The 25,809-nt window shown below is 69.8% G+C and carries 18 protein-coding genes; 6 read left to right on the top strand and 12 right to left on the bottom strand.

The window, feature by feature from the left end; genetic code table 11:
- The 3 genes from AB0D08_RS11375 to AB0D08_RS11365 all read right to left on the bottom strand — a co-directional run bounded on the left by AB0D08_RS11375 (position 1) and on the right by AB0D08_RS11365 (position 4,959).
- Positions 1 to 2,799 carry an AAA family ATPase gene (locus tag AB0D08_RS11375; RefSeq protein ID WP_359887863.1) on the bottom strand — a complete coding sequence of 933 codons (2,799 nt, stop codon included), beginning with the start codon at positions 2,797 to 2,799 and terminating at the stop codon, positions 1 to 3.
- A 186-nt stretch (positions 2,800 to 2,985) separates the two neighbouring features.
- The gene (locus tag AB0D08_RS11370; RefSeq protein ID WP_359887860.1) at positions 2,986 to 3,375 is read right to left on the bottom strand and encodes a hypothetical protein; all 390 of its coding nucleotides are present in this window, start codon (positions 3,373 to 3,375) and stop codon (positions 2,986 to 2,988) included.
- 171 nt (positions 3,376 to 3,546) lie between these two features.
- Positions 3,547 to 4,959 (bottom strand): sugar porter family MFS transporter, encoded by a 1,413-nt coding sequence (locus tag AB0D08_RS11365; RefSeq protein ID WP_359887858.1) that lies wholly within the window; start codon positions 4,957 to 4,959, stop codon positions 3,547 to 3,549.
- 433 nt (positions 4,960 to 5,392) lie between these two features.
- Between AB0D08_RS11365 and AB0D08_RS11360 the strand changes: the two genes are divergently transcribed.
- On the top strand, positions 5,393 to 6,079 hold the full coding sequence (locus tag AB0D08_RS11360) for a hypothetical protein (RefSeq protein WP_359887937.1): 687 nt from the start codon (positions 5,393 to 5,395) through the stop codon (positions 6,077 to 6,079).
- A 118-nt stretch (positions 6,080 to 6,197) separates the two neighbouring features.
- The gene (locus AB0D08_RS11355) at positions 6,198 to 6,839 is read left to right on the top strand and encodes a class F sortase (protein ID WP_359887856.1); all 642 of its coding nucleotides are present in this window, start codon (positions 6,198 to 6,200) and stop codon (positions 6,837 to 6,839) included.
- 64 nt (positions 6,840 to 6,903) lie between these two features.
- Here AB0D08_RS11355 and AB0D08_RS11350 read toward each other — a convergent pair whose 3' ends face one another.
- From AB0D08_RS11350 to AB0D08_RS11310, 9 genes are all read right to left on the bottom strand, one after another.
- Positions 6,904 to 7,284 carry a hypothetical protein gene (locus AB0D08_RS11350; protein WP_149037939.1) on the bottom strand — a complete coding sequence of 127 codons (381 nt, stop codon included), beginning with the start codon at positions 7,282 to 7,284 and terminating at the stop codon, positions 6,904 to 6,906.
- Positions 7,285 to 7,501: 217 nt separating this feature from the next.
- Entirely contained in the window at positions 7,502 to 8,491 is a 990-nt protein-coding gene (locus AB0D08_RS11345; RefSeq protein ID WP_359887854.1) for a peptidoglycan DD-metalloendopeptidase family protein, read from the bottom strand.
- A gap of 396 nt (positions 8,492 to 8,887) precedes the next feature.
- Positions 8,888 to 10,198: a N,N-dimethylformamidase beta subunit family domain-containing protein gene (locus tag AB0D08_RS11340; protein WP_359887851.1), complete on the bottom strand. Its 1,311-nt coding sequence runs from the start codon at positions 10,196 to 10,198 to the stop codon at positions 8,888 to 8,890.
- Between the two features lie 313 nt (positions 10,199 to 10,511).
- Positions 10,512 to 11,561, bottom strand: a complete 1,050-nt coding sequence (locus AB0D08_RS11335) for a DUF3048 domain-containing protein (protein WP_359887849.1) — start codon at positions 11,559 to 11,561, stop codon at positions 10,512 to 10,514.
- Between the two features lie 372 nt (positions 11,562 to 11,933).
- A complete protein-coding gene (locus AB0D08_RS11330; RefSeq protein WP_033820620.1) occupies positions 11,934 to 12,665 on the bottom strand; it encodes a YoaK family protein in 732 nt (243 codons plus the stop codon).
- 44 nt (positions 12,666 to 12,709) lie between these two features.
- Positions 12,710 to 13,906 carry a fibronectin type III domain-containing protein gene (locus tag AB0D08_RS11325; protein WP_033820619.1) on the bottom strand — a complete coding sequence of 399 codons (1,197 nt, stop codon included), beginning with the start codon at positions 13,904 to 13,906 and terminating at the stop codon, positions 12,710 to 12,712.
- Positions 13,907 to 14,219: 313 nt separating this feature from the next.
- The gene (locus AB0D08_RS11320) at positions 14,220 to 17,219 is read right to left on the bottom strand and encodes a hypothetical protein (RefSeq protein ID WP_359887846.1); all 3,000 of its coding nucleotides are present in this window, start codon (positions 17,217 to 17,219) and stop codon (positions 14,220 to 14,222) included.
- A 147-nt stretch (positions 17,220 to 17,366) separates the two neighbouring features.
- Positions 17,367 to 18,731: a DUF2079 domain-containing protein gene (locus AB0D08_RS11315; protein ID WP_051812488.1), complete on the bottom strand. Its 1,365-nt coding sequence runs from the start codon at positions 18,729 to 18,731 to the stop codon at positions 17,367 to 17,369.
- A gap of 186 nt (positions 18,732 to 18,917) precedes the next feature.
- Entirely contained in the window at positions 18,918 to 19,433 is a 516-nt protein-coding gene (locus tag AB0D08_RS11310; protein ID WP_033820617.1) for an SRPBCC family protein, read from the bottom strand.
- A gap of 683 nt (positions 19,434 to 20,116) precedes the next feature.
- On the opposite strand from AB0D08_RS11310, the gene AB0D08_RS11305 reads away from it, so the two are divergent.
- The 4 genes from AB0D08_RS11305 to AB0D08_RS11290 all read left to right on the top strand — a co-directional run.
- A complete protein-coding gene (locus tag AB0D08_RS11305; protein WP_033820616.1) occupies positions 20,117 to 20,449 on the top strand; it encodes a hypothetical protein in 333 nt (110 codons plus the stop codon).
- A 422-nt stretch (positions 20,450 to 20,871) separates the two neighbouring features.
- A complete protein-coding gene (locus AB0D08_RS11300; protein ID WP_033820615.1) occupies positions 20,872 to 22,050 on the top strand; it encodes an FIST N-terminal domain-containing protein in 1,179 nt (392 codons plus the stop codon).
- Positions 22,047 to 24,782: a response regulator gene (locus AB0D08_RS11295; RefSeq protein WP_359887841.1), complete on the top strand. Its 2,736-nt coding sequence runs from the start codon at positions 22,047 to 22,049 to the stop codon at positions 24,780 to 24,782. Before AB0D08_RS11300 ends, AB0D08_RS11295 begins: the two co-directional genes overlap by 4 nt.
- Before the next feature lie 623 nt (positions 24,783 to 25,405).
- A partial coding sequence (locus AB0D08_RS11290; protein WP_359887839.1) for a VTT domain-containing protein occupies positions 25,406 to 25,809 on the top strand: 404 nt, incomplete at its 3' end.

The following is a 25,809-nucleotide window of genomic DNA, read 5'->3' as shown; positions in this document are numbered from 1 at the left end:
CTAGGACGACGGAGGCGGAGCGGCGTCGACGCCGCTCAGGTGGGCGTGGTCGACGCTCAGCGCCCACGCGCTCAGAAGATCGAGGCCGATGACGTAGAAGCCGTGCGCGTCGGACATCGGGCTGTCGGAGACGGCATCCGGAGGTGCGCCGGAGGGGCGGGTGAGCCCGGGGGCCGGACGCAGTCCGCAGGCGGCAAGTGCCGCTGTGACCCGGTGGGCGTACGGGGCGGCGCCGAGCGCGGTGAAGTGCAGGTGGGCGTTGCAGAGCAGCGGGGCGGCGGTCTGCAGGTCGCCCTCCTCCAGGACGAGGTGCCCGAGGTCGCTTTCGATGCGGGCCCGGTAGAAGGGCTGTTCGTCGATGGTGACCGGCCGGGTGAGGGCACGACGGTAGACGGCGATGGCGGTGTCGAGCCGGCCGTGGGCCTGGGCGAGGCGCCCGGTCCCCCAATCGGCGATCAGGCCCAGGGCGGGGGCGCTGCCGCTGAGGGCGCGGAGTTCGTCCAAGGTGTGTTCGGCCTCGGCGAGGCGGCCCGTGGCAGTGAGGGCCTCGAGGTACAGCGGGAGCTCGAACTGCCGGTTCAGGCGGTGCCAGCCCGTGTCGGGGAGACGGGTCAGGGAGTCGAGGTGGTCCATCATCCGAGGATGGTCGGCGTGGGCCTGGGCCAGGACGGCACCCGCGACGGCGGGCAGGGCCGCGTACATCGCGGGGGAGATCCGCTCGCTCCAGTACCGGCAGGAATCGAGGTGACTGCGGGCGGCCACCGGCCGGCCCTGCCCGGCGGCGGCCATCGCCGCCCAGGCGTGTGCCTCCGGGAGGCCGGAGAGCAGCCCTTCCAGGTCGGCCTGGGCGAGGGCGTGGCCGGCCACCTCGGCGCTCTGCTGCCAGCGGCCGGCCTGGTAGTGGCACAGGGCGAGCGTCGAGCGGGCGGTGAGGGTGGCGAGGCCGGTCTCGACGCGGGTGGGGGCGAGCACCATCTCGGCGTCCCGCTGGGCTGCGGCCCGCTCGCCGACGGCGAGGCGGAGCATGGCACGCACGGCGAGGGCCGTGTGGTCCTCCCGGGTGACCCTGGCGGGGTCGTCGGGCAGGGCGAGGATGTCCTTGGACATCGCGAGCGCCGTGCGCGGTCCGTGGTGGAGGCCGGTGGCGAAGATCAGCGTGAAGCGGGCCTCGGCCCGGGCCGGCGGATCGAGCAGCCGGTGGTCGAGAACGTCGCCGACGAGGGCGAGACTGGCGGAGGGACGTTCGGCCTGCCAGCTGTAGAGCGAGGCGAGCCAGATCCGGGCCCGCGATTCGGTCCGCCGGTCGCCGGTGGCGCGGGCCGTGGCGATGGCGTCGAGATAGTGACGTTCACCTGGGGCGAAGTCCCCGTGGGCGGTGGCTGCACGGCCGAGGACGCAGGAGCGCAGCGGGGACGGAGCGCACCGCTCCACCGCTTCCTGAAGAGTGAACCGGCGGGTGCCCGAGTGGTAGGGGAGGGAGTGCAGGCGCATGGCCGCCAGGAGGAGCCGGCGCTCGTATTCGGTACGGCTGGTGGACAGATCCGCGGCCCAGAGCAGCAGGGTGGCGGCCCGGTCGCTCTGTTCGGCTTCCAGCTGGCGGCCGGCCTCGGATTCGAGCTCGGCCGCCAGCCGTGCGTCCGTCCCGTCGGCTGCCGCCACCCTGTGCACCCATGCCGTGTCGGTGTCCACCAGCGCCGCGGCCGCGTTGTGCATGGTCCGCCTGCGGCAGGGGTCCATGGCCTGGTAAACGGCCTCGCGCTGGAGGGAGTGACGGATCCCCACCGGCGTCGTGGGATCGTCCGGGTTCCAGTGGACCAGTCCGGATTCCAACGCCTGGCCCAGGGCTCCCGCAGGGTCGTCGATCCGGGCGAGGCGGGCCGCCCGCGCCAGCGGGACGCAGGTGTCAAGGACCGCGAGAGCCTCCACCAGCATCCTCGACGGTTCTTTCAGCTGTGCCAGGGCGGTCCGTACGGCGTCGGCCAGTGAGTCGGGTACCGGCAGGTGCTCCTCCTCGCCGGCCAGCTGTTCCGGCGTGGCCGCCGCGATGATCGCGTGCAGGTGCAGCGGGTGGCCCCCGGTGTGTTCGAGCAGCCGCTCCGCCGCGCCGACGGGTGCCTTCCGGCCGGCGGAGGCCGCCAGCAGCTGGGCCACCCCCCGGCTGTCGAGCCCCTTCAGCCGTAGCGCCCGGGTGTGTTGTGCGCCGGTGACCAGGCAGCGCCACGATGCTTCGTGCGGGTCGGCCGGATGCTCACTCGAGGTGTCGACTGCCTCGATCAAGGGAGGGGTACGGGCGGCGAGGACGACCATCACCTGGTCCCGCCACAGCCGTCGCACGATGAAGCCGATTACTCTCAGCGACACTTCGTCGGCCCACTGGGCGTCGTCCAGAACCAGCGCCACCGGCCCTCTGCCCTGTGCCGTGGCAAGCAGTTCCAGGAGCTCGCCACCGGCTTGGACGGGAGAGGTGTGGGGGGCGAGCCGACCGCTCAGCGCGGCGAAGGACGCCAGCGAGTCGGGCTCGATCCCGCGCAGCCACTGTTCCACGACACCGTACGGCCAGTCCCGCTCCAGCGGGTCGCAGCGCGCCCACCACACGGCGAAGCCCCGGAGGTCGGACAGGGCCCTTCGGATCAGCCAGGTCTTCCCGATCCCGGCCTCGCCTTCGACCACCACCAGCCAAGGTTGTCCACCTCGGACGGCTGCGGCCAGAGTGCCGAAGGTCGCCAGTTCACCGGTACGACCGACGAATCTCTCGTGCCCACCGGGATCCGGGCCCATGGCGGGGTCCTTCTTGCTCACGGATCCATTCAACGCCGCATTCGCGCCACATGAAACCACTGAGGAACGACACGTCGGAGCCGGTCACGGAACGTGTCGGCAGGGCGGGGCCGGGCCGGGGGAGTTCACGGGCCGACAGGTCCCGAACGGCCGCCCGCACGACCGGGACGGCCCGCGATTCGCGGGGGAGATCCTCACCAGGGTGTGTCATCCGAGACGGCCAACGGCGCTCTCGGTGGATCTCCTCCATAGTCTCCTGGAGTTCCTGAAACATTCGGCGAATATATTTGCCGCGCCTTCGAAGTGCTGAATCCTCTGAGTCGCCTCTCTCCGCGGGATGCCACCTCCGGCCAGTACCTTGGCCTTCTTCGTCTCCTGCTTCAGCAGGTCCCGCAGCATGTCCCCGTGTCGTGAGCGGACGGTTCTGATGAAATCGTCGGCCGCTCCCATCCCCTCCTTCCTGACGAACGTCGACATGTTTTCATAGCTGCCGCCCAGGAGGCCGTTCGTCGTCAGTCTGTCATCGTCGTAATTTCCGCCCGGCGACACGATGACTCCCCTGTACTCCCTCGGCAGCGACACCCAGAAGGCCGTCATGGCCGCCGCGACGACAGCCGTCAGCAGCTCGGATCCCCCGCCTCATCCGTGAGGAACTGCCAGGCGTCACCGGACAGGTCGGAGTAACCCAGGGCGTACTTCGCCGCGGCCGGGTTCCAGCAGTCCGGGTTCGGCATCGACAGCACCCCCTCGCGCCATGCCCGACCTCCCTCACCCCATGTCTTCGAGGGCACGACCCTTGGTCTCCTTGATGCAGAAGGCGACGAAGGGGATGGAGAGAAGGGCGAAGGCCGCGTAGATGACGTACGTGGCGGAGAGGTTCCAGTCGGAGAGGTCCGGGAAGGTCACGGTGATCGCCCAGTTGGCGATCCACTGCGCCGAGGCGGCGACCGACAGGGCCAGGGCCCGGATCCGGTTGGGGAACATCTCCCCGAGCAGGACCCACACCACCACACCCCAGGAGAAGGCGAAGCACAGCACGAACAGATGGGCCGCGACCAGGGCGACGACGGCATGGGCGTTGTCGAGGGTCGCACTGTCGCCGGTGCCCTGCCGGAAGGAGAACGCCCAGGCGGCCAGACCGAGGGCGAAGGCCATGCCCGCCGAGCCGGCCAGCGCGAGCGGCTTGCGACCGATCCGGTCGACCAGGACGATCGCGACCACCGTTCCGATGACGTTGATGGTGGAGGTGGAGAGGCTGATCAGCAGCGAGTTGGACTCGTCGATGCCCACCGACTGCCAGAGGAACGACGAGTAGTAGAAGATCACGTTGATGCCGACGAACTGCTGGAACACCGAGGCGCCGATGCCGATCCAGACGATGGGCAGGAGGCCGAACCGGCCACCGAGCAGATCCTTCAGCCGCGGCTTGTGCGAGGTGTCGAGGACGGCGCGGATCTCCGAGACCCGGGCGTCCAGGTCGACGGACGGACCCTCGATCTCCTCCAGGACCCTGCGGGCCTGCTTCTCCCGCCGAGCGGCGATCAGGAACCGCGGCGACTCCGGAATGGTGAGCGCCATGGCCCCGTAGATCAGGGCGGGGACCGCCTCCACCCCGAGCATCCACTGCCATGCCTGGATGCCGCCGAGCTCATCGGTGGACTCGCCGCCCGCCCCCTGGTTGAGCGCCCAGTTGACGAGCTGCGAGACGGTGATGCCCAGCACGATGGCCAACTGTTGCAGGGAGGCCAGACGTCCGCGGTAGACCGTGGGAGCGACTTCGGCGATGTAGGTCGGCGCGATCACCGAGGCGATTCCGATGGCGATGCCGCCGACCACCCGCCACAGACCGAGAACACCGATGCTGGGCGGGAACATCGAGCCGATCCCGCTGATCGCGAACAGCGTGGCGGCCAGCACCATGGTGCGGACCCGCCCGAAACGGTCGGCCAGCTGCCCGGCCGCCACCGCACCCGCCGCCGAGCCCAGAAGCGCGATCGCCACCACGAAGGCCGTCTCGCTGTTGCCGACGTCGAAGTGCTTCTGGATGCCGGTCACGGCACCGTTGATCACCGCGCTGTCGTACCCGAAGAGGAAACCGCCCATCGCTGCGGCCGCCGAGATGAACACGACCCGGCGCAGAACGCCCCGGTCGGCCTGTGGCGGGGAAGGGGAACTGGACAAAGGGCGCTCCTGGGACGAAGGGCCCGTCGCCGGACCGCTGGATAGGTGGCCCGTTCCTCGGGACCACTCCCGGCCGACCACACGTGGTGTCCGAACCGCGTGGTACCCGAACCGGAGGATCCGGGCCGCACCCGCTCTCCGGCCCCATCAGTGAAGCCCCTCCCACGGCCCCGGCCACAGCCCGTTCGCGATGCCGGAAGGGCAGACCGGAGGGACCGGTACCCGCTCCTCGGATCGGCTGCCGTGCCCGCACGGCAGCCTGCCCGGCTCTGCCCGGCCGGGCGGCCTCGTGCATCTAATGGGACAGGGACCTCTCCAGGAAGGACACGCGTGACCCGCCCCGCATCCGCGACGCTCCGGGCACCGGTTCCGTCCATCGTGGCGGCCTCGCACGCCCGAGGCCCGGACACGACCGACGTGCCAGGAGAACCACATGAAGCCGACGACGACCGCCGTAGCCGTGCTCCTGCTCGGGGCGGAGCTCGTCCTTCCGGCCACCGCCCACGCGGCCGACCGTGCCCGACCGTCCGGCTCGTCCTCCCTGAGCGGCAGTATCCTTGACAGCCCGTCGGACGGCACCGGACAGGTGTTCCTCGACCCCTCGGTCGCCTCCGGCGGCCAGAAGATCAGCATCGACGGCACCTGCCCCCAGGACACCACCGCCGTCACCGCGATCACATCGGGGGCGTTCGCGGACGGCACCGCGGCGTTCGAGGACGCAGACCCCCAGGCCTTCACCGCCACCGCCCGCATCCAGAACTCCGCAGAACCGAAGTCCTACCCGGTCGAGGTCTCCTGCACCACGGACAGCGGCACAGTGACGATCCTGGCGACCGTACAGGTCCAAGGCGCCGGCGCCGGCACCGGCACCGGCACCGGCACCGGCACGAGCCCGGCCGGCCCGGCATCCCTGTCCTTCCCGACCCCGGAGCCCACCACCGCCGCACCGGTGCACCACCAGGTGCCCGTCGTCCCCAAAGGCGCCCCGGACACCGGGGAGATCAGCCCCACGCCCCCGTCCCGGGACAACGGCCTCCTGGTCCTCATCCTGGGCCTGGGCACGGGCACAGCCGCCGCAGCGCTGCTCGGCATCCGTCGCCGACGCACCGGCCGCCGCTGAGAGCAGACGAAGACCAGCCATGAACGAGCCGACGAGGACCGGCCGATCCGGCCCGCGGAATCCGGTGGTACGGGCCGGCGGAACACCCCGACGCCCCGGCGCCGGCCTCGTCGCCACCGTGCTGACCCTCTCGGCCCTGCTCGGCGGCGGCCTGGCGGTGACGGCGGACCGCGTCCACCCCGCGAGACCGCCGACCACTGCCACGCCCGCCGCCACGCCCACACCGTCGTCCGAGACCCCGCAGACGACCACCCCGTCCGCACCGCCGAGCCCGCCGCCGGACACCGACCCACCGGCCATGACCAGTGACAACCCCTCCGCACCGACACGAATCGCGATCCCCTCCATCGGCGTCCAGGCCGCCGTCATAAGCCTGGGGCTCGAACAGAACGGCACCTTGCAAGTCCCGCCCGTGGAGGACGACGACCCCGCCGGTTGGTACGACGGCTCGCCCGTCCCGGGCACCGTCGGCCCCGCCGTGATCGTCGGCCACACCACGGTCGGCGCCTACGGCAACGGCGTCTTCCACCGGCTGGGCGAGCTGAAACCCGGGGACCAGATCATCGTCGACAAGGCGGACGGCAGGTCCGCATCGTTCACCGTCCGCCGGATCGAGCTGTACCCCAGAGAACAGTTCCCCACCTCCGAGGTCTACGGCGACACCGCCGGACCGGCGCTGCGCCTCGTCACCTGTGCCGGCACGCAATCCGACCGCGGCTACTCCGAGAGCCTGGTGGTCTACGCCGACCTGACGTCCTGAGCACCGCGCCCCGCCGGAACCCGACGCCCGACACCTCCCGGGTCACGTGCGGCAACCCCGGTGATCAGCGCCGCCGCCACCGGTTCCGGTGCATCATCGGATGAGCGCCGGCCGGCGGCTGCCCGAGAGGCCGCCGAGGCTTCTGCTGCGGGGCCGGCTCCGTGGGGATGGGACTCTCCGGAAGAAGCCGGATGAGGTCGCTGTCGAGGATCTCGTACCAGCCGGTGAAGTCGGCGGTCGAATAGGAGCCGAGCGGGCGGTCCGGGCCGTCGAGCCCGACCGACCTCCGCCAGCCGAAAGCGACGCCCGCAGCCTCGGACGGGTCCCCGAACCCGGTCGGAGCGTGACCGACGCAGTACACGACGAAGACACCCTTGTCGGAGGGCTCGCCGTCTCGGTAGTGCCGGTAGATGCCGCCACTGTGGAAGAAGGTGTCCTCGGCCATCATCCGCTCCCCTCACCCGGTGAGGCACAACCATGGTGCCACTCGAGCCGGTGCCGCAGCGCGCGGACACGGCACGTGTCTCGGACGTCCTCGGGGCGGCTGCGCGCAGTGGTGTCCGGGCCGGTGGAGAACGCCGCCGTCCACCTGTGCGCTCGGTGGCCCGGCGGCGGCCGGCTGACGGATCGGGCCCGGTCGGCCGGCACCAACTTCCGTACTGTCAGCTGACGGTGACTCCGTGGGACGCCAGGTAGGCGACGGGGTCGATGACGGCGCCGTAGGTGTTCGTCGTCCGTATCTCGAAGTGCAGGTGGGGACCGGTGGCGTTGCCGGTGCTGCCGGAGAGGCCTATCTGCTGGCCCGTCGTGACGCTCTGTCCCGCGGTGACGAGGAGCTTCGACAGGTGGGCGTACTGGGCGTACTTGCCGTCAGGGAGCTTCAGCACGATCTCGTTGCCGTAGGCACCGTCGTTCGCCGCCGACACGACGGTGGCATTGGTGATCGCGTACAGCGGTGTCCCGGTGGGGACGGCCCAGTCGGTTCCGGTGTGGTACCCGGCGGCGTAGCTCGCGTTGGGGACGCCGAACGGGTTGCTGACCCTGGCCCCGCGCACCGGCGCCGTCCACTCGCCGCTCTGCGGGTCCGCAGTGGCCGTCGAAGCGGTGGACGAGGAGTCGGAGCCGGTGTCCGAAGCCGGGGCGCTCTGAACGCGGCTGCGAGCGGAGGTCGCCGGGGTGGAACCGGTCTTCGGCGGGGGTGCCGTTGCGGAGACCTTCGATTCGGGTGTCTGCGTCGGGTCGTGCTCCTGGGCGGGGGCCGTGGTGGGATCGGGCTCCTGCGCCGGGGCCGTGGTCGGGTCGGGCTCCTGCGCCGGGGCCGTGGTCGGGTCGGGCTCCTGCGCGGGAGACGTGCTGGGGGCGGCCTCCTGCACCGGGGGTGAGGACGTCGGCGCCTTGGACGAGGGGGCCGAGGAGGACGGCTTCGCCTTACGCGTGGGGGAGGGCGACGCCTTCGCCTTCTTGGAAGCGGACGCCGAGGTCGACGAGGGCGCCGGGGCGGCCGGGGGAGCCGTGGTAGCGGCCGGAGGGATGCCGGCGGGGGAGGTGGCGCTCGCGCTGGGGGTGCTCCTGGCGCTCTGTGAGGCGACCTGACCGGCGGAGACGGTCGTCGGGTGGTCGGAGGTGGTCCGCTGGCCGATGGGAGACAGCATGACGGCCACGGTGCCCGCCGCGACTCCCGTGATGAGGACAAGGTTCGTGACATGGCGGCGGGCCAAGCACGCGCCTTGCAGTTTGAGCCATGCGCTGTGCAGTGGCGGTGCCATCGGGATCCTCCTAGGTGGGGGGCCGCTACGTCGGGACGTAGCAGCGACCAGGACAGAATCCCGATGCTAGTCCGGCGGGATCATCCCCCATCCGCACCGAGAACAGAGATGACTGTTCGTCAAATGTGTTTACCAATAGCAAGATTGATGAAATTCGGAGGGATCGGACCCTGGTCGTCGATCCCCTTGGGGCCACCAGCAAGTCCCCCGGGGAGAACCCGCCCGGCACCCTCGGGCACGGCGAGGTTTCCCACAAGGGCACCTGAACACGGAGACCCCGGGTCAGCTCCGGCCGTAGACGGCCCCGACGTTGTCCGCGGCAGGACGGCCACGGCCGCACGGGCCTGCGGCGAAAGCCCGCAGCAGATTCTCGGTCACCCTGCGGGTGAAAGCCCCGGTCCTCGCGTCCATACCGTGGTCGCCGCCCTGCCCGCCGGCGTCCAACGACTCCACCCACCGCATCGTCCCGGTGGCGAACACCCCGGCACCACTGCTCGTCGAGTAGTAGGAACTGTCGGCGAAACTGCTGCGGCCGGCGCAGACCACCGGCGAGTGCGACAGGATCTCCAGCGGCCGGGGCGTGGGGTATGCGGTGTTCACCCGGTCGTACTCGACCCCGACCAGGTGCGGGAAACCGTCACCGGCCCCGACCCCGGTGCCCTCGTACAGCCAGTGGCCCGGGTTGGTCACGACGTACGGGGCGTCCACCGGGTAACCGTCGTAGAGCACACCGAGCAGCGAACTCTCCGGATCGGCGCCGGGCGGCGCACGGAAATCGGTGGTCGCGGGCCCACGGCCCGCCCGGTACCCCGGATCCCGCTGCCAGGACCCCTTGTAGCACACCACGATCCGGTCCGGCCCGAGCCCGGACGATTCGAAACGGACACGACGAAAGGAACAGTTGGCCCCCAGGAACGCCAGATTCGTCCCCGCATCCCGCGCGGCAGCGGCGTGTTTCCGCTGTTCCGGAGACCAGTACTCGTCATGGCCGAGGGACAGCACGGCACTCGCCCCGTCGAGCAGCACCGGGTCGGCGGCCAGGTCGACTCCGGTGGTGTAGGCCAGCGGGATGCCCAGCTGCTCGGCGAGGGCGATCACGGGGGCCTCGTACACCAGGAACAGCCCGGCCCCGTCGTCGTACCGGTAGGGACGGTCGAAGCCGACCTGAAGGGACCGGGTCGACAACCCGCCGGACGGCCCCTGGTAGAGGTTGTAGCCGCCCCAGAGGTTGTACGCCTGCCAGGTGGCGACGGCGTTGACGACGACGGTCCGGCCACGGACGGACCGGGAGCGGACGGTCATCGGGACGTACCGCTGACCGGCCCCGCCGTCCGCGTCCAGCCGCAGCAGGTAGCTGCCCTCCGGCCAGCCGGTGCTGTCCACGAGCGTGGAGCGGGTCCAGTCGGTCCGGACCATCCGGGTACCCGCCTCCACCGTGGCAGGAGTCTGCTTCGCGCCGGGTAACCACGGGGACTGCCAGACCGCCCGGGCCCTGGAGCCCCCGTACCAGCCCATCCGGTAGGCGGTGATCCGGAACCCGGGGGCGGTCGTCGAGACGTACAGCCCGAACGTCTCGCCGGGCAGAACGCTCACCCGGTCCGCGAAGCCCTCGATGGCCCGCTCCGGCCCCGCACCGGTGATCCGCCAATCCGCCGCCCCGGCCTTCGCATTCTCAGTCGCGGTAGGGCTCGGGCCCGTCTGCGTCCCGGCCTGCGACGAGGACGGCCCGCCGGGCCCCGCCGCGGGCCCACTGCAATCGCTCAGCGCGACGGCCGCCCCGACTCCCAGGCCGAGAAACCAACGCCGTGAGCAACCGCCACCCGTCACGCGCTTCATCCTAACGATCTCCAGGACGGGCCCCGGGACCGCGCCCGGCCCGCCGGTGTGTCGATGCCGCGACGGTGGCTCAGGGAGCCAGCACGATCCAGGTACGACCCGTCTTGAGCGGCATCGGAGCACCGCCGACCGTGTACTGCGTGGGGGCGGAGTCGTCGGACTTGGACCACTTGCCGTGCCAGACCTGGCCGTCGCGGTAGAAGTCGGCGCTGCCCTCGCCGGTGGTCTGCGAGAACACCTCGTTGTCGGGCCTGCCCGCGTTGTGGTCGGTGTACTTCCCCGGCACGACCGGGACGTGCTGCACGATCACGTTCGAGGTCGTGGCGCGTCCCTGGTCGGTCGTGTTCGCGGGGTGGCCGTCCACCGACACCAGCCAGGAGGCACCGGAAGCCGTGAACGTGAACGACGCGGCCGGCATGCGGGCCGATGCCGTGGCCGCAGGGACGCCCCCGCCGGGAGCATCGCCGAAGGTGAAGCCGACGTTCTTGGCCTGCGCCAGGTCCGGGTACGCCGAGAAGACGCTCGCCGGCCGGATGAAGGTCGGTGACGATCCGCCCCGGCTGAACAGGCCGCTGCTCGGCGTGATGCTCTGGAGGTTCGCCTGCGCCAGATCGGGACGCAGCCCGGAGATCGCACCGCTGTAGGCCAGCCCCACCTTGCCGTACGCCGCCAGCAGGGGGATGTCCGACTGCCGGGCGCTGCGCACCGGCCCCACGCTCGCCGGTGCGTGCTCACTGTCGAAGACCGCGAGGTACCGGCTCAGGCCACCCTCGACCTGAATCGCGTAGACGACGTCGGCGGAGTTCAGACCGGCCTGCTGGTACTGCGCCTGCCCCACGTTGTCTATCTTCACTGCAAGCAGGTGCCCGCCTCCTCCGGGGAGGCCGGTCAGAGGTGAGAGCCCCGAGTCCGTGGCGGGAGGAGCCGTCGGCGTGGCGGGACCGGCGTTGGGGCTGGGGCCGGAGGCGGCGACCGGCCGGACGGCCTTGGAGCCGCCGGCCTGGGCGAGCGGGACGGCGATCGCGGTGCCGGCGACAGCCACGGCCGCGGCGATGACCCCGGCCTTCACCCGTCGTGAACTGGACCGCCAGCGCTCCTGGGCGGCTCGTACTACGTTCATCATCCGGAACCGGACCTCCACATTCGCCATGGGCCGCCGGCGCCGAGGGGCACCCTCTCGTCGCACGCGCGCTCTCCTGCGCGTTCCGCCGGCTGCGGGGCGGTTGCAGCCCCTCTTCGGACTGTCGCTCGCCTCGGGGGCCGGGAGAGTGCCCGGTTGGGCACGCTCCCGGCCCTGGCGCCTTGCCCCCGGTATGGAGGCGGGCCGACGGCCCGGGACGGGGCGGCGCACGTTCGGTCGGGGAGTCGCTCGCCACGCGTGTACGGCCGAAGGACCGTTGATGTGGTGCGGTCGCGGAGCGGCAGGATGTGATGATCCGTCAGATGGAGTGCGCAGGGACCGGAGAACAACGGAGCCGGGGCCCGTTCGGCGTCACGGCCGATCTGCCCAGACACCCGGGTGCCTGGCGGCGGCCGCCACCGCGACGACCGTGAGGGCGGCCACCACGGACATCACCGTCATGCCGGTGGTGACACCGTGGCGCAGGACGAGGAAACCACCCGCGAAGGCGCCGGACAGCAGGGCGGTGGCGGAGAGCAGGCGGGGGCCCGCCCGCATCGGGCCTCCTGCGCCCAGCGGGCCGTCCGCGGCGAGGCCGACGAGGGTCATGGTGATGGCCGTCGTGGTCAGGTCCGGTACGGCGAGCAGCCGCACGGCGGCGTTCTGCAACCCCATGGCGAGGGCGAGAAGCGCAAGGATCGTGTACCGCCCGGCCGGATGGTGAGCCGTGCCGATCCAGGCCGACACGGCCGAGGCGGAGCCGAACAGGGCAGTCTGCACCGAGAGGGCGGCGAGCAGGACCCGGCCGCGGTGCGGCAGTCTCCGTCCGATCCGCCCGCCCAGAGCCGCGCCCACGAGGAAGGCGGTGAGGGATACGAGCGAGGAGCTGACGGAGAAGCCCTTGGCGCCGGCCGCCGCGAAGCCGACGACCACCACGCTTCCGGTCACGTTGGCCACGAAGACGTGTCCGAGACCCAGGAAGCTCACCGCGTCGACCAGGCCGCCGACCACGGTCAGCGCGAGGAGCAGCGGAGGGAGCGGGCCGTGCCGGCTGCCGGGCCGGGGGGCCACCGTCTCCCGTATCTCTTCCCAGACCGATGCCACCGATCACCCTCGTCCTCTTGCCCGGCCGGCCCCGTGCCGGGCCGCTACCGGAGCAGGCCGAACTTCTTCAGGAGCGCGATGATGGCGTCCCAGATCCCGTTCGACACCTTGGTGGCCTTCGCGGGAGGGCTGGTGACACCTGCGCCGTTCGTGGCCGTGACGGTGAAGTCGTAGGTGGTCCCGAGCTTCAGCCCGGTGACGGTGATGGGGGAGCCTGTCCCCTGAGCCGTTACAGCGGTTCCGGTTCCCCTGGTGGGAGTCGCGGTCACGGTGTAGCCGGTGACGGAGGGGGAGTTGCTGGGAGTGAAGGTGACGACGGCCCGGGTGGGTCCTGGATTGGTGCGGACGTCCGTGGGTGCGTGGGGGGAAGGTGGTAGGGCGATTCCTCCGGGGTTGCCGACCTTGGAGTTGATGTCCACCTCGCAGGCGACGGTCGTGCAGCCGGCGGGCGCTTTCATCACGGTTCCTCCCTCGCGGCCCACGTAGAGACTTCCGGCATCGTCCACGGCGACGGAGATCGGATTGGTCCCGGTCGTGATGGTGCTCTGCTGCCCGTCCTTGAACCTGACCACGCGATTGTCGTGGTAGAAGGGCGCGTAGAAGCTTCCGTCCGGGCCCATCGCGAGATCGACAGGCCGGTCGAGGGGATCGTTCGGATTCGGGGCGAACTGAGTGATGACCTGTGACGTGCCGTTGGCGAGTGAGACCTTCACCAGCGCGTTCGAAGCGATGGTGTAGAGGTTGCCCTGTCCGTCGAGGACGGCGCCGGCTTGGGCAGCCACACTGGCGATCTTGCTCACGGTTCCGCCGGTGTCGATCTTCCAGAGCGCGCTGCCGTTCGTGTCGACGACGTAGACCGTGCCGGTGGCGTCCACGGCGACACCGTTGGGGGACTGCAGCGAGTCGGCGGGCGGCGTGGCCGGGTCGCAGTCCCGGTCTCCCGCGATGATGCTGCTGGACCCGCTCGGGGTGATCTTCATGACGGTGTAGGCGTAGTAGTTGGCGACGTAGAGGTTTCCGGCGGCGTCCACCGCGATCTTGCTGGGATCCACCTTGGCCCGCTCCGGCGGGGTTCCGGCCGGGCAGTTCGCGGTCACCGGAACGGAGGTGACGGTCCCGTCCGGGCCGACCTTCACGATCCGGCTGCCATTGGGGTCCGAGACATAGACGGGGGCGCCGCCCTGGGCCGGTTGATCGGCCGCGTGGGCGGCGGGAGCGGCAGCGGCGGACAGCAGGGCCACCGGCAGTGCGAGTAGGCCGGCGATCGCCGTCGGCCTGAGAGCCGGCCGTCCACGGCCCTGGTCTTTCCCGGGCGGCCTTCCCGGAGCGGTGCGGCACTGCTGCCCGCTGCCCTCGGAGAAGAAGCCCGATCCGGACGATGACGTTGCCGGGTCCATGTGAACCACCGTTTCCGAGCCGAGTGAGTTGCCCGGCCCAGCGGCCGAACACCGGACTCTCAGCGTGACCCGGCCCCGCACCGGTGCCCTGCACGTTCGTCTCGGCCGACGGGCAGAGAACCTTGCTTCTCGGGTGGTGGCCGTGGGAAAAGGCGCGTCAGCCAGGAGGGAGCAGAACTCGTCGAACCGCCGTGAACCGGTCGTCCGCCGTGCACGCCTCCGCCCAATCCTCTGCGGTGAGCTGGGTCAGTTCGTCGGCCAGGGAGTCCGGAATGTCCTTGTTGTCCTGCCGGGCAGATGCGGCGGATCCGAGATTGTCGAAAATGGTCGCCACCTCGGCCATTGCGTCCATCAACTGCTGCTTCGACATGATCAGTTTCAGGAAATCGTCGCCGTATGCCGCAAGGCTGCCCTGTGCGGACTCGTAGAGAGCCCACCGGCCCCGTTCCGACTCCAGCGCCTCCTCGGCGTGCCGGACCCTTCCGATCACCTGCTTCCAGTAGTCGACTATTTGTGCATACTCGGGCGGTATCCCGTCCGGAAAATCCGGAATTTTAACAATCTCGCCGGATTGCAACTTTTCGACCGCATCTTCGAGGAGGTCGATTCGGGCTCCGAGGAGGCTGGACCGGACCTTCGAAAAATCTGGAAAGTCCGGAAGGCCCGGAATGTTCTTCGCCGCGTTCAGCCAGTCCCATTCGTCCGGACTGAACCGGCAGAGTCGGGCCAGTCGATCCGCGGAGGGGATCTCATTCCGATTCAGGGAGGTCAGTACCGAGAGGGCGTCGGCGACAAGCGAGTTGATCCGGAGATATCCATCGGACAGTCCATGGATTTCGCATATCTTGTAATACTTATGCTGCCACTCCGATGAGAATACGAGCTCGGCGAGCCCGTGCTGAATCGCCTCGAAAGTGCCTGTGTCGCTGCTGGCGGAGGCCTGAGCGGCGTAAAAGTGATCGAAGACTCTCCGCCAGAGGGCGAGCTTCCTAGCGTATGCCTCCGGCAGGCGAGGGGGGAGGTTCAGATTGTCGATGTCGACTATTTCTCCCTCCTCCATCCGCTCCAGGAGGTCGTTGAAATACTGCCTGAACCCCAGCGCCTCCCTGCCCCTCTCCTCCAGATCTGCCACGCTTATCAGTGGCTCGCCGTCCGGTGCCGAAACAACCCCGCCGGAATCCACGGTGAATCTTCCGTCCGGCAGTTCGAAGATTTCCTGGTAGGCCAGCAGGCAGTCGAACCCGGGATCTCGTTTCATGATGTCGAGGAGGATCCCGGCAGACTCCTTGTGCTCGGTGTAGATCTCCGCCTTGGAGCTGTCCCGCGAGTAGAGGAGCAGGCGGGAGAAGGTCTTCCGCACGTTCTTGCTGCTGGCGCGGCCTTCATGGCTGAGCTTGAATTCAACGTTCCAGAGATCACGGCCGACGCTTCTGCTGAGACCCAGCCCGGAGGCGCGGGCAGAACACCAGAATGCATGATCATCCTCGCTCATTATCGTGAGGCCGTCCTGTACCGTCTCGAACGTGGCGAGATCGTGGCCCACAAGGAGCGTCAGTCTCCGCAGGTCCGTGATCGTCCCATCCGTGGCGGAGAAACTGACGAAGACATCCCCCCTCCTCGCTTTCCGCCAGCTCCGAACGGCCTCCGCCAGGGCCTCCAGACGGCTCTCCGGATGGAACCGGCCGTTCTTCAGGATCCCCGGAGTTCCGTCCACAACCACATCGGCCACACCGCTGGCGGGATCCACCCGGAGCACCCGCATCTCCGTCGGCAGTGTCGGTCCCTTCAGATTGCTGATCGCATCGGTGACCAGCTTGTGCAGGGCCTCCCGGTCCCGGGTCTTCGCGAGGACCTTCGGGTTCACGAGCCCGTCGAGCATCACCGCGAGCCCTCCCACCCGCCACAACAGACCTGCGACCGGCACCAGCTGCGCGGCCGTGCCGGCCGGGCTGTTCGCGTTGGCAGCCGCCCACTCCAGGGCCGGGGCGATCGTCTGTCCTACGACGTTGGAGAGGTAATCGGCCTCCTCCGCCACCTTGGCCCGGACCTCGCCGCCGGCCGGGTGGCGGTACTCCATACCGACGTGCTCCAGCACGGTGTCCAGGTTCTCGGCGTCGGCCCGCGCGATCTTCGACGTCGTCAGGCGCTGGACACCATCGTGAACGGCGGTGAGCCCGGTCGCCAGGGCGGTGGCCGAAGCGGCGACCACAGGGTTCAAGGTCGCGGCCCCGGCGACCAGGCCGAGGTTCTGGATCACGGCGCTCAGAGCGGTGACCGTCAGGTTGATCGAGAACTGTGCGGCGGCCACGCCCGGATGCCGGGCGGCGAAGTTCTTCTCGATCTTCTCGGCCGTGTCTTTCACGGCCCACCGTACGAGTGCTTTGTTCGATGCGAGCAACTGCTCCCCGAACCTCTCGTACGCCTCCGTGTAGGCGGTCCACTGGGCCAGCACCTCCTGACGCCGCTCACTCTTCTTCTCGTCCGGCACGCGGCCGGCCGGGCTCAGCGCCCGGCGCATCTCGAAGCAGGCGTCCCGCAGTCGCGACTGGGCACTCATCGTGGGCGTGTAGGCGGCCTTGAGCCGGCTCAGCAGCTCCTCGCGGCCCTCCCAGTAGCCCTTCTCATAGCTTTCGAGGAGGGCCGCCACCTTCGGCGTCACCGCGCGGGTGTTGGCAGCGATCAACGATTCCAGCGCGGCCAGGGTCGCCTCGGAGACGGCCCCTGAAGCGTCGCCCTCCCAGTCCGCGGACTTCGCCTCCGCGATCGACCTGGCCTCGTTCGCCTTCCGGATCTCGCGGATCTGCTTCGACGAAGCTCCGCGCGGCGCCGTCCGCCGCGCCACATCCCGCTGTTCCTCGAGCCACGCCCGCACATCCGCACATGCGCCGAAGAACTGCAGTGAGATCAGGAGGTCGAAGTCCGTCCGGAGCTGAGAAGGGATTCCGCCGGTACGCCCGCCCCCGGCCTGGTGGGCCTTGACCACGTCCGCCCAGCGTTGGAGCGCAGTTCGGTCCCCCTGGACGTACGACGCGTACCACGTGACGAAAAGGGTGGTCCAGGGCTTCCCCTTCTTCAGGAGGTCGCGAAGGTCCCGTGGCCGCTTGTCCCGGACGAAGTCGAGGTCGGTCCCCGGAGTGACCCAAGTTGGAGCCGGCATGACCACTTCTCCCGTGAACAGTTCTCAAGACCGCCCACCAACAGTCGTCGTTCCCCGAGACCGTCCACCAGCCCGGAAGGGGAAGCCTTTCGGGCAGGACATCCGAGCCGTGGCACACCGCACCCGCGCAGCGGGCACCCGGCCGGGTCAATCGACGCGCTTCGCGACCTGGACGTGCTGCTCGTCGAAGACGACCGCGTACCGGACGCCCGGATGGAGCGACTCGCCGTAGCCGGCCGCACTCTCCGGGGGATCCGACCACCCGGTCGACAGGTCCAGCGCCACGTACCGAGGCGCGCCGACCGCCGTACCGATCCAGAACGGAGTGGTGCGTGGAGCGAGATGAGCCAGCAGCGGGACGTTGGCCTCGACCGTGGCCCCGTCCGGGACGGTTGCGACCGCGGTCCGCAGCGCCGTCAGCCGCCCGGCGTTCCTGGCGTAGGTCGACGGCATGAACAGCCCGGCGACCGGAAGCCCCATGGCCGGACAGAGAACCAGCGAGATGGCCGTGACCGCCGGGACGACGGCCTGGGTGGCATACGCACGCAGCCAGACCGGTGTCGGGTACGCCTCGCACCGGCGGACGGCATCGATCAGGGCGAGGAAGAGGACCGGCATCAGCACCGCGTTGTAGTGCCAGTCCATGCCCCAGTAGGCACTGTCGGACGAGGCGAAGCGCCACAGCAACGTCGGCACCGCGACCAGGACGAGCGGTGACCGCAACGCCAGGAAGGCGGTGATCAGCAGCAGGTACCCCAGCGTCTGGAGTTTGATCTCGGTGAAGAGGAAGCCGTGCACCAGGTCCAGCGGCGCACCGGTCGACGAACCACCCCGGAGCTTCGACGCGTAGTCATAGTGCCCGTTCGGGTTGAAATGAGGGATCACCACCTTCACGGTCAGGATCAGCATGCCCGTGCCGAAAGCGGCCAGGACCGCCCCGAGCGCATACTGCCGCAGCAGGATGAGTACGAGGGCGATCGCGACGACCGTCATCCCCATGTCCTCTTTGACCAGCACCAGCGCCGCCGCCCAGGCCGCAGCCCGGTACCACCTCCGCAGGATGATGTTGCGCAGCGCGAGGGCCGACAGCGGCACCGCGAAGCATATTTCGTGGAAGTCGAAGTCCACGCCCCGCTGCAGCCCCCAGGAGAGGCCGTACGCGACACCCACCGCAAGGCTCTTCGAACGGGACACGAAAGCGGCCGCCGTGCTCGAGACGATCGGGATCGAGCTCGCGAACAGCGCCGCCTGGGCCACCAGAAGCGTCACGGGGGTCGGGAAGACCCGGTATGCCGGGGCGAGCAAGGCCAGGACCGGGCTGAAGTGGTCGCCCAGGATGTTGTAACCGGGGCCCTTGACACTGACGACCGGTGCGTGGAGTGACGCGTACTGCCGTACCTCCTGGACGAAGATCGCCAAGTCCCAGGACATCGAGGCGTAGCGCACGTGGCGGATGACGCCGATCACGGCGTAGACGACGAAGAACAGCAGCCCGAGGAGAAGGTGCGGCACGGCCCCGGCCGGAACGAGACGCTGGGGGAGGCGTCGGAGAGCTGGGGTGCGTGAGAGCATCGCGGTCTTCTCGGACGTGTACAAGGGGCACCGCCCGCGGTACGGGCGACAGTTGCCACGGTGGTCCGGTCGAGCGCATGTCGGGTGCCCATGCGGGCCGCGAAGCGGGCCGAGCGGCAACCGCCGCTAGCGGACCCGGCGCCGCTCTCCCGGCCTGCGGACATGCGTGACGACCTCGACGGCACCGTTCTCACCCTCCGGGTCCTGGCCCGCCAGCACGGCGGCCAGCCGGCACGCATCCCTGCGGAGGTCACGGCGCCAGGCCACCGCAAGGTGCGGCCAGAACAGCAGCATCGCACCGCCGAGCCGGGAGACGACCTCGATCTCCACCCTCACGCCGTCGGCCTCGTCACAGAGATGGAAAACGAGCTCGGGAATCTGCCACCCCAGCGGAGTCCACATCCGTCCGCCCCGGAAGGCCACCTCGTACGGACGGCTCGCGGCGCTGCACAGCAGCCGACTGTCGTGATGCCGGCCGGGAAACCGGTAGCGGTAGACGGCCCCGTACGCCGGCACCACGTCGGCCCCGTCGACCTCGATCACCGCGCTGCTCCACAGCGGCAGGTTCCGGGCGTTGGCCAGGAAAGCGAAGACGTTCTGCAACGGTGCCTGGACGAAGACTTGTGCGGTGATGGCGGGCATGCGGTCTCGATCCGTTCGATCGCATCGTCCGAGCGGCAGCGGCGCGGCCGCTCGGAGTCCATGGGATCGACCGTAGAGCCGGCGGGACCGGCGGGCAGAGAACGTCCGGGCAACCCTTCAGACAGCCCTGCCGACCCTGGTGCGACCTCACCGGGTGGGGCTTCGGGGAGAGGGCCGGGAGTGGAACCAGTGAGGGGGCGGAGGGGAGCCGACTGCCCGAGAGCGCGGCCCGTCGGGGTGGGATCCACGGACGACAGGCGTGCCGGGCGGGCAAATCCCGTGCGGCGTCGACATGCTGTCATGGAGGCCGGGCTCCGCCGTGCTGGGGATGGCGGGCGGAGCGGGTGGCAGCAGGCCACCGACCCGGCGGCCGCCCCACAGCGCCCCCCTCTGAGTGGGCGGCCGTCCGGGGTCCGGGGCGCCGGTCGGCTCGGTACGGGCCCGCCTGGCCCCCGCAGGGGCGCGGTACCGGCACGATGTCCTGGGCGCCGACGCGACGGCCGACGTCAAGCCCCCTGCCGTGTCGTGGGTACCGGGCCCGCGCTCCACGGCTGCCTGCTGGGTCCTTGAAGAGTCCCTGAAGATTCCTTTATGGCTGTTCAGATGTCCCGGTCGTGGGTCGACGATGTACCCGCACCGCCTCGGCGAACGATCCGTCCACGCGCAGACCGCAGGAGACAGCCATGCCCACCGAGTACGCCGCCACCCCGTCGGCGGCCGCAGAACCGAGCGAGGCCGATCCGCAGAACCGGGCCCGCCGCGAATCCCGCACCACCGACTGGGACCACGTCGACCCGGACGACCCAGCCGAGCGGTTCATCCCGCTCCGGCTGCCACCCGACGACCGGGGCCGGGAGCTGTGGGCGGTCCTCGACCTGCGGACCAGGCTGTGGTCCGCCGGCACCGACGGGGAGGTTCACCTGTTCGCACTGGAGCACGTCGCCCGCGGGCACGCCGTTCAGCTCCGCAACGTGATCGGAAGACCTCTCGGGGCCGACGCGCCACGGCGCGCGTGAGCTCGACCTGCGGCTCCGCCGCGGCCGGTGGTGCGGTGTCGTTGTCGGCGGGAGGTGGTGCCGAGGACCATCCTCCGGATCCGGTGGGCGGGCGGCTGCAGGCGGCTCCCAGTGTGCTCGGGGCCCACCCGACCGCCGCAAGGCAACGGACCTGAAGGGCAGACCTTTCTTCCCTCTTCCCGTGCCGAGCCCACCTGCCCCCCACGGCGAGCCCCTCATAGGCTCCTCTTGGATTGATCACCACGTTCCCTGCGCTTAGGCTATCTGAAAATGAAAATCAGCAATGCCGATCGGCGGCGCGCCCGCCGAACCCAGGAAGCGGACCAGCAGCCGGCCACCGCCCTCGCCGACGCGGGCACGCACGGCCCGAACCCGCGGAACACCCCACCGACGGCAGTCGCCTCCATGCCGGGAGGCCGACCGTGACCACCACATTCGGGACCGGTGCAAGCCACCTCCGCGACGCCGCCGCCGCGGCACGGGACGCCGTCGGCCAGGCACTGAGAAACGGCTCCATCGACAGACCGGACTTCGTCTTCCTGTTCGCCTCGGTCGGATACGACCAGAGCGCGATCGTCAAGGCGGTCTGGGAGGCCGCCGACCGCGCCCCGCTCGCAGGATGCTCCGCCGAGGGAATCCTCGTCGGCGACCAACCCGACGAATCGAACTTCTGCGTCGCGGTGATGCTCGCGCAGTCCGATTCCATCTCCTTCCGCCACGGCCTCGCCCCCGGCCTCAAGACGGGCTCGGGCGACGTCGGGCACGCCCTGGGCCGCCAGATCGGCCCGCTGCGCCCCGACGACCGCGCGCTCTTCCTGTTCCCCGACGGCATGACCTCGACCGTCGACGAACTGCTGGACGGGCTCAAGGAGCAACTGGACGGCATCGACCGGATCCCGATCCTCGGCGGCACGGCCGGCGACAACAACCTGTACGAGCGGAGCTTCCAGTACCTGGACGGCGAGGTGGTCGAGGACGCGGCCAGCTGGGCGATGCTGTCGGGGGACGCCCGGGTCGTGCCCGCACTGGGCCACGGGTGCGTGCCGGTCGGCCTGGACTTCACGTTGACCAGCACCGAGGGCCGGACCGTCAAGGAGATCGACGGCAGGCCCGCGATCGAGGTGTACGGGGAGTACGTGGGCACGGACGAACTCGCGGACTGGCAGACCGTCGTGGTGAGCCTTCCGTTCGGCTTCCCCGTGGCGGACGGCGTCGACGGCTACGTCCCCTACGTGGCCCTGTCGCAGAACAAGGAGGCGGGGACGGTCAACCTCCCGGTCCGGGCACCCGAGGGGACGCGCGTCAGGCTGATGCGCAGGGACATCGACCTGCTGACCTCGAACGCCGACCAGATCGCGGCATACATCAATGCGGAGCTCGGCTCGGCCACCCCTGATCTGATCATGCAGTTCGAATGCGCCGGGCGGGGACGGCACTATCTACCGGAGAGTCAGACCCGGCAGATCCTGAAGCGGCTGCACAGCCAGCTCCCCAGCGTCCCCAAGATCGGGTTCTACACCTTCGGCGAACTCTGCCCGACCGCGGGGCAGAACCGGTTCCACCACTTCACCTGCGTCCTCGCCGCTCTGGTCTGCTCGTGAGCGAGGACTCTGCGGCAGCCGGGGCATCCCGTTCCTCGCCCTCGGCCGGACAGACCCTCGGCACCCGGCCCGACCTGGAGGAGGAGAACCGGCAGCTGCGGGCGCAGGTGAAACACCTGCTGCGCACGGAGGTGCGGCTGAGGACCTCGCAGGAGCGCCTCGACGACCAGATCCGTCTCTACCGCCAGCTCTACGAACTGGGCAAGAGGCTCAACGCCGCGAGCGACACCGGCGACATCCTCGACCTCGTGGCGCACTTCTCACTCTACGAGCTCGGTTTCAGCAGGTGCGTCATCTTCCGCCGCACGTCCGAGGGGACGGAACTCGTGGTGCGGGTGGCGGCCGGCTACTACGAGGCATCGGGCGAGCAGCAGATCCACGGACTGCGGCTCCCCGTGGCGACACCGGTCCTCGAACCGGTGCTGTCCCACGACGAGCAGGTGATCTGCCCGGCATCCTCCACGGAGGAGCCCCAACTCGAGTTCGGACGCATGCTCGACATGTGCGAGTACGCCCTCGTCCCCCTGGGCGGGGAGTCCCGGTCCCCGAGCGGGATGCTCGCGGTGGGCAACGCCGGTGAGGACGCGCGGTACTACACCCGGATCACCGCCGACGCCGACATCGTCGTGGGGCTGGCCAACATGGCCAGCCAGGCGACCTCCGCGATCAACAACGTCCAGTCCTACCAGGTGGTGAGCGCGAACGAACGGAAGTACCGACGGCTCTTCGAGAGCTCGCGCGACGCGCACTTCGTCAGCACCCCCGAAGGCGAGCTGCTGGACGCCAACCAGGCGATGCTCGACCTCTTCGGCTACACCCGGGAGGAGCTGGCGGGCGCGGACATCAGAGAGCGCTACGTCGATCCCGAGGACCGCAGACGGTTCCAGGAGAAGCTGGCCCGGGACGGCTCGGTCAGGGACTTCGAGGCCAGGCTGACCACCACGGGCGGCGTGACGATGGACTGCCTGCTGACGTCCACCGCGGAACCGGCGAGCGACGGCGGGCCGCTGACCTACCACGGGGTCATCCGCGACATCACCGAGCGCAAGCAGGCCGAGCGGCTGCTGGCCGACTACAGCAGAACACTGGAGCAGGAGGTCGCCGAGCGGACCCGCGAACTGCGGACCGCGCGCGAACAGGCGGTGGCGGCCAACGAGGCGAAGAGCGCCTTCCTGGCGTCCATGAGTCACGAGATCCGCACGCCGATGAACGGAGTCATCGGCATGACGGGACTGATCCTCAATACGGACCTCACGACGGACCAACGCGAGTTCGCCGAGATCATCCGCGGCAGTGCGGAGGCACTGCTGACGATCATCAACGACATCCTCGACTACACCAAGATCGAATCCGGCAAGCTCGATCTCGAACTCGCGCCCTTCAACCTGCGCGAATGCGTGGAGAGCGCGCTCGACCTGGTCGCCATGAAGGCCGGCGAGAAGCAGATCGACCTCGCCTACCTCATCGACGAGGACATCCCCCCGGAGATCGTCGGCGACGTGACGAGGGTGCGCCAGGTCCTGCTCAACCTGCTGTCGAACTCGGTGAAGTTCACCGAAGCGGGCGAGGTCCTACTGACCGTCACCCGTGTCCCGCGGCGGCACCACGGCCAGGGCGTCCCGGCCAGCCACCTCCTCCAGTTCGCGGTGCGCGACACCGGCATCGGCATCCCGGCGGCCCGCATGGACCGTCTGTTCAGGTCCTTCTCCCAGGTGGACTCCTCCACCACCCGGAAATACGGCGGAACGGGCCTGGGACTCGCGATCAGCAAACGCCTGGTCACGCTGATGGGTGGCGACATCCGGGTGGAGAGCAGCGGGGTCCCCGGCGAAGGTACGACCTTCAGCTTCCACGTCCCGCTCCGCGCCGCGGAGCCGTCGAACGACACGAGGCGGCTCGCCGGCGTCCAACCGCCGCTGCTGGACAAGCACGCCCTGCTCATCGGCCACCATGACGCGAGCAGACGAATCCTGAGACATCTACTCACGACGTGGGGCGTCGACATCATCGATGCCGAGTCGCCCGGTGAAGCCTTGGAACGGCTGCACCGGGGCGAGACATTCGATGTGGCGATCATCGACACCCCGGCCGCGGACGCCGACGGAACCGGCGAGGAAGCGCAGATCCGCGAGCTTCACACCACGGGCCTTGCGCTGATCCTCTACTCCACGACACTGCGGCTGAGCCCGGAACTCCACGGGGCGACCGTCATGGCCAAACCGGTCAAGGCCTCCCAGCTGTTCGACGCGCTGATGGTCGCCATCCACGGCACGGCGGTCTCGGATCTTCCCGTCAGACCGCAGGCCCAGATCGTGCCGCTCGACGGGCCGCCACTGAAGGTGCTGCTGGTGGAGGACAACCAGGTCAACCAGAAGCTCGGACTGCTACTGCTCGAGAAGCTCGGCTACCGCGCGGACACGGCAGCGGACGGCCTGGAAGCCATCGCCGCCGTCGACCGACAGCCGTACGACGTCATCCTCATGGACGTGCAGATGCCCAACCTCGACGGCCTGGAGGCGACACGGCGAATCGTGGCCGCCCACACGGGCACACCACGTCCCCGGATCATCGCCATGACCGCCAACGCCATGGAGGGCGACCGGAGACTCTGCATGGAGGCCGGAATGGACGACTACATCACCAAACCCATCCGTGTCGCCCAACTGGCCTCCGCCCTGCGAGAGTGCCGGCCACTGTCCGGCCGCACCGCATCGGACAGTTGCCCTTCGTAAGGCGGAGGCCTCGGTGCGGGCGAACTCCTCGTCTGTCTCCGACTCGATCTCTGCCCGGTCATCGTGCACCGCAGATCCGAACCCCGACCCGAACGGGCAGAAGCTTCCAGGCAGACAACGGGATCGGACATCACATTCCATCTCACTGCGGATCCAGCTGGTTCGTTGATCCGACGGTGCGGCGATGGCGGTGTTCCTGGGGACGGCCACGTCGAATCGCGGCGCCACGGAGAGGCGCGCGCTGGTCACCCCGGCCTCCCGGAACGTTCACCACCGTCTCATCCGCGCCGCCGGACATGCCTCAGCAGAACCCGGACCGTAGGCAGGGGCAGGGATGAGCGCCCGGTGTGCTGCGCTGCCGTGTGGTGTTCCCGGGCAGTGGCAGTGTGACCCTGAAGGCTGTGCGACAACTCCTGCATCCACCCACATCAACAGCCGATACACCGGAAATCACGATGGATGAACACCACAGAGACGATGCCCCTGACATTCCCGAAGATCTCGACGAATAGCCCCCCGCCGCAGTCCCACGGCACGACGCCCGAAAGCCAACCGAACCACGCACCGCGACCCCGGTCGAACCCCCCGTCCCCGCCTCGCCGCGCGGCCGCACCGGGGCCCCGATGACCGGGCTACTGGCGGCCGTCGACCCGACCAGCGGGTCCTCCCTGCTCGCCGCATTCGGCGCGCTGGCCGTGCTGGTGGTGACCTTCGCCGAGTCGGGCCTGCTGGTGGTGGGCTTCTTCCTGCCCGGCGACACCCTGCTGCTGCCCGCCGGGGTGCTCTGCGCCGCCGGCGCCGACCACGGGCCGCGCCTGTCGCTCTGGCAGGTGATGCTCTGCGCCGCCGTCGGGGCGGTGGCCGGGGCCCAGGTCGGCTTCCTGATCGGACGGCACGGCGGCCGGACGGCGCTCGCCCGCACCCGCAGCGCCCGCCTGAGATCGGCGGCGGCCCGCGGCGAGTCACTGCTGCGCCGCTACGGCTACCGCAAGGCGATCGTCTTCGGCCGGTTCGTACCACTGGTGCG

The organism is Kitasatospora sp. NPDC048540 (assembly GCF_040651175.1).
In the GTDB taxonomy this organism is placed as follows: domain Bacteria; phylum Actinomycetota; class Actinomycetes; order Streptomycetales; family Streptomycetaceae; genus Kitasatospora.
The sequence above is the reverse complement of the archived record's forward strand: the minus strand, read 5'-3'. Positions and strand labels throughout refer to the sequence as shown.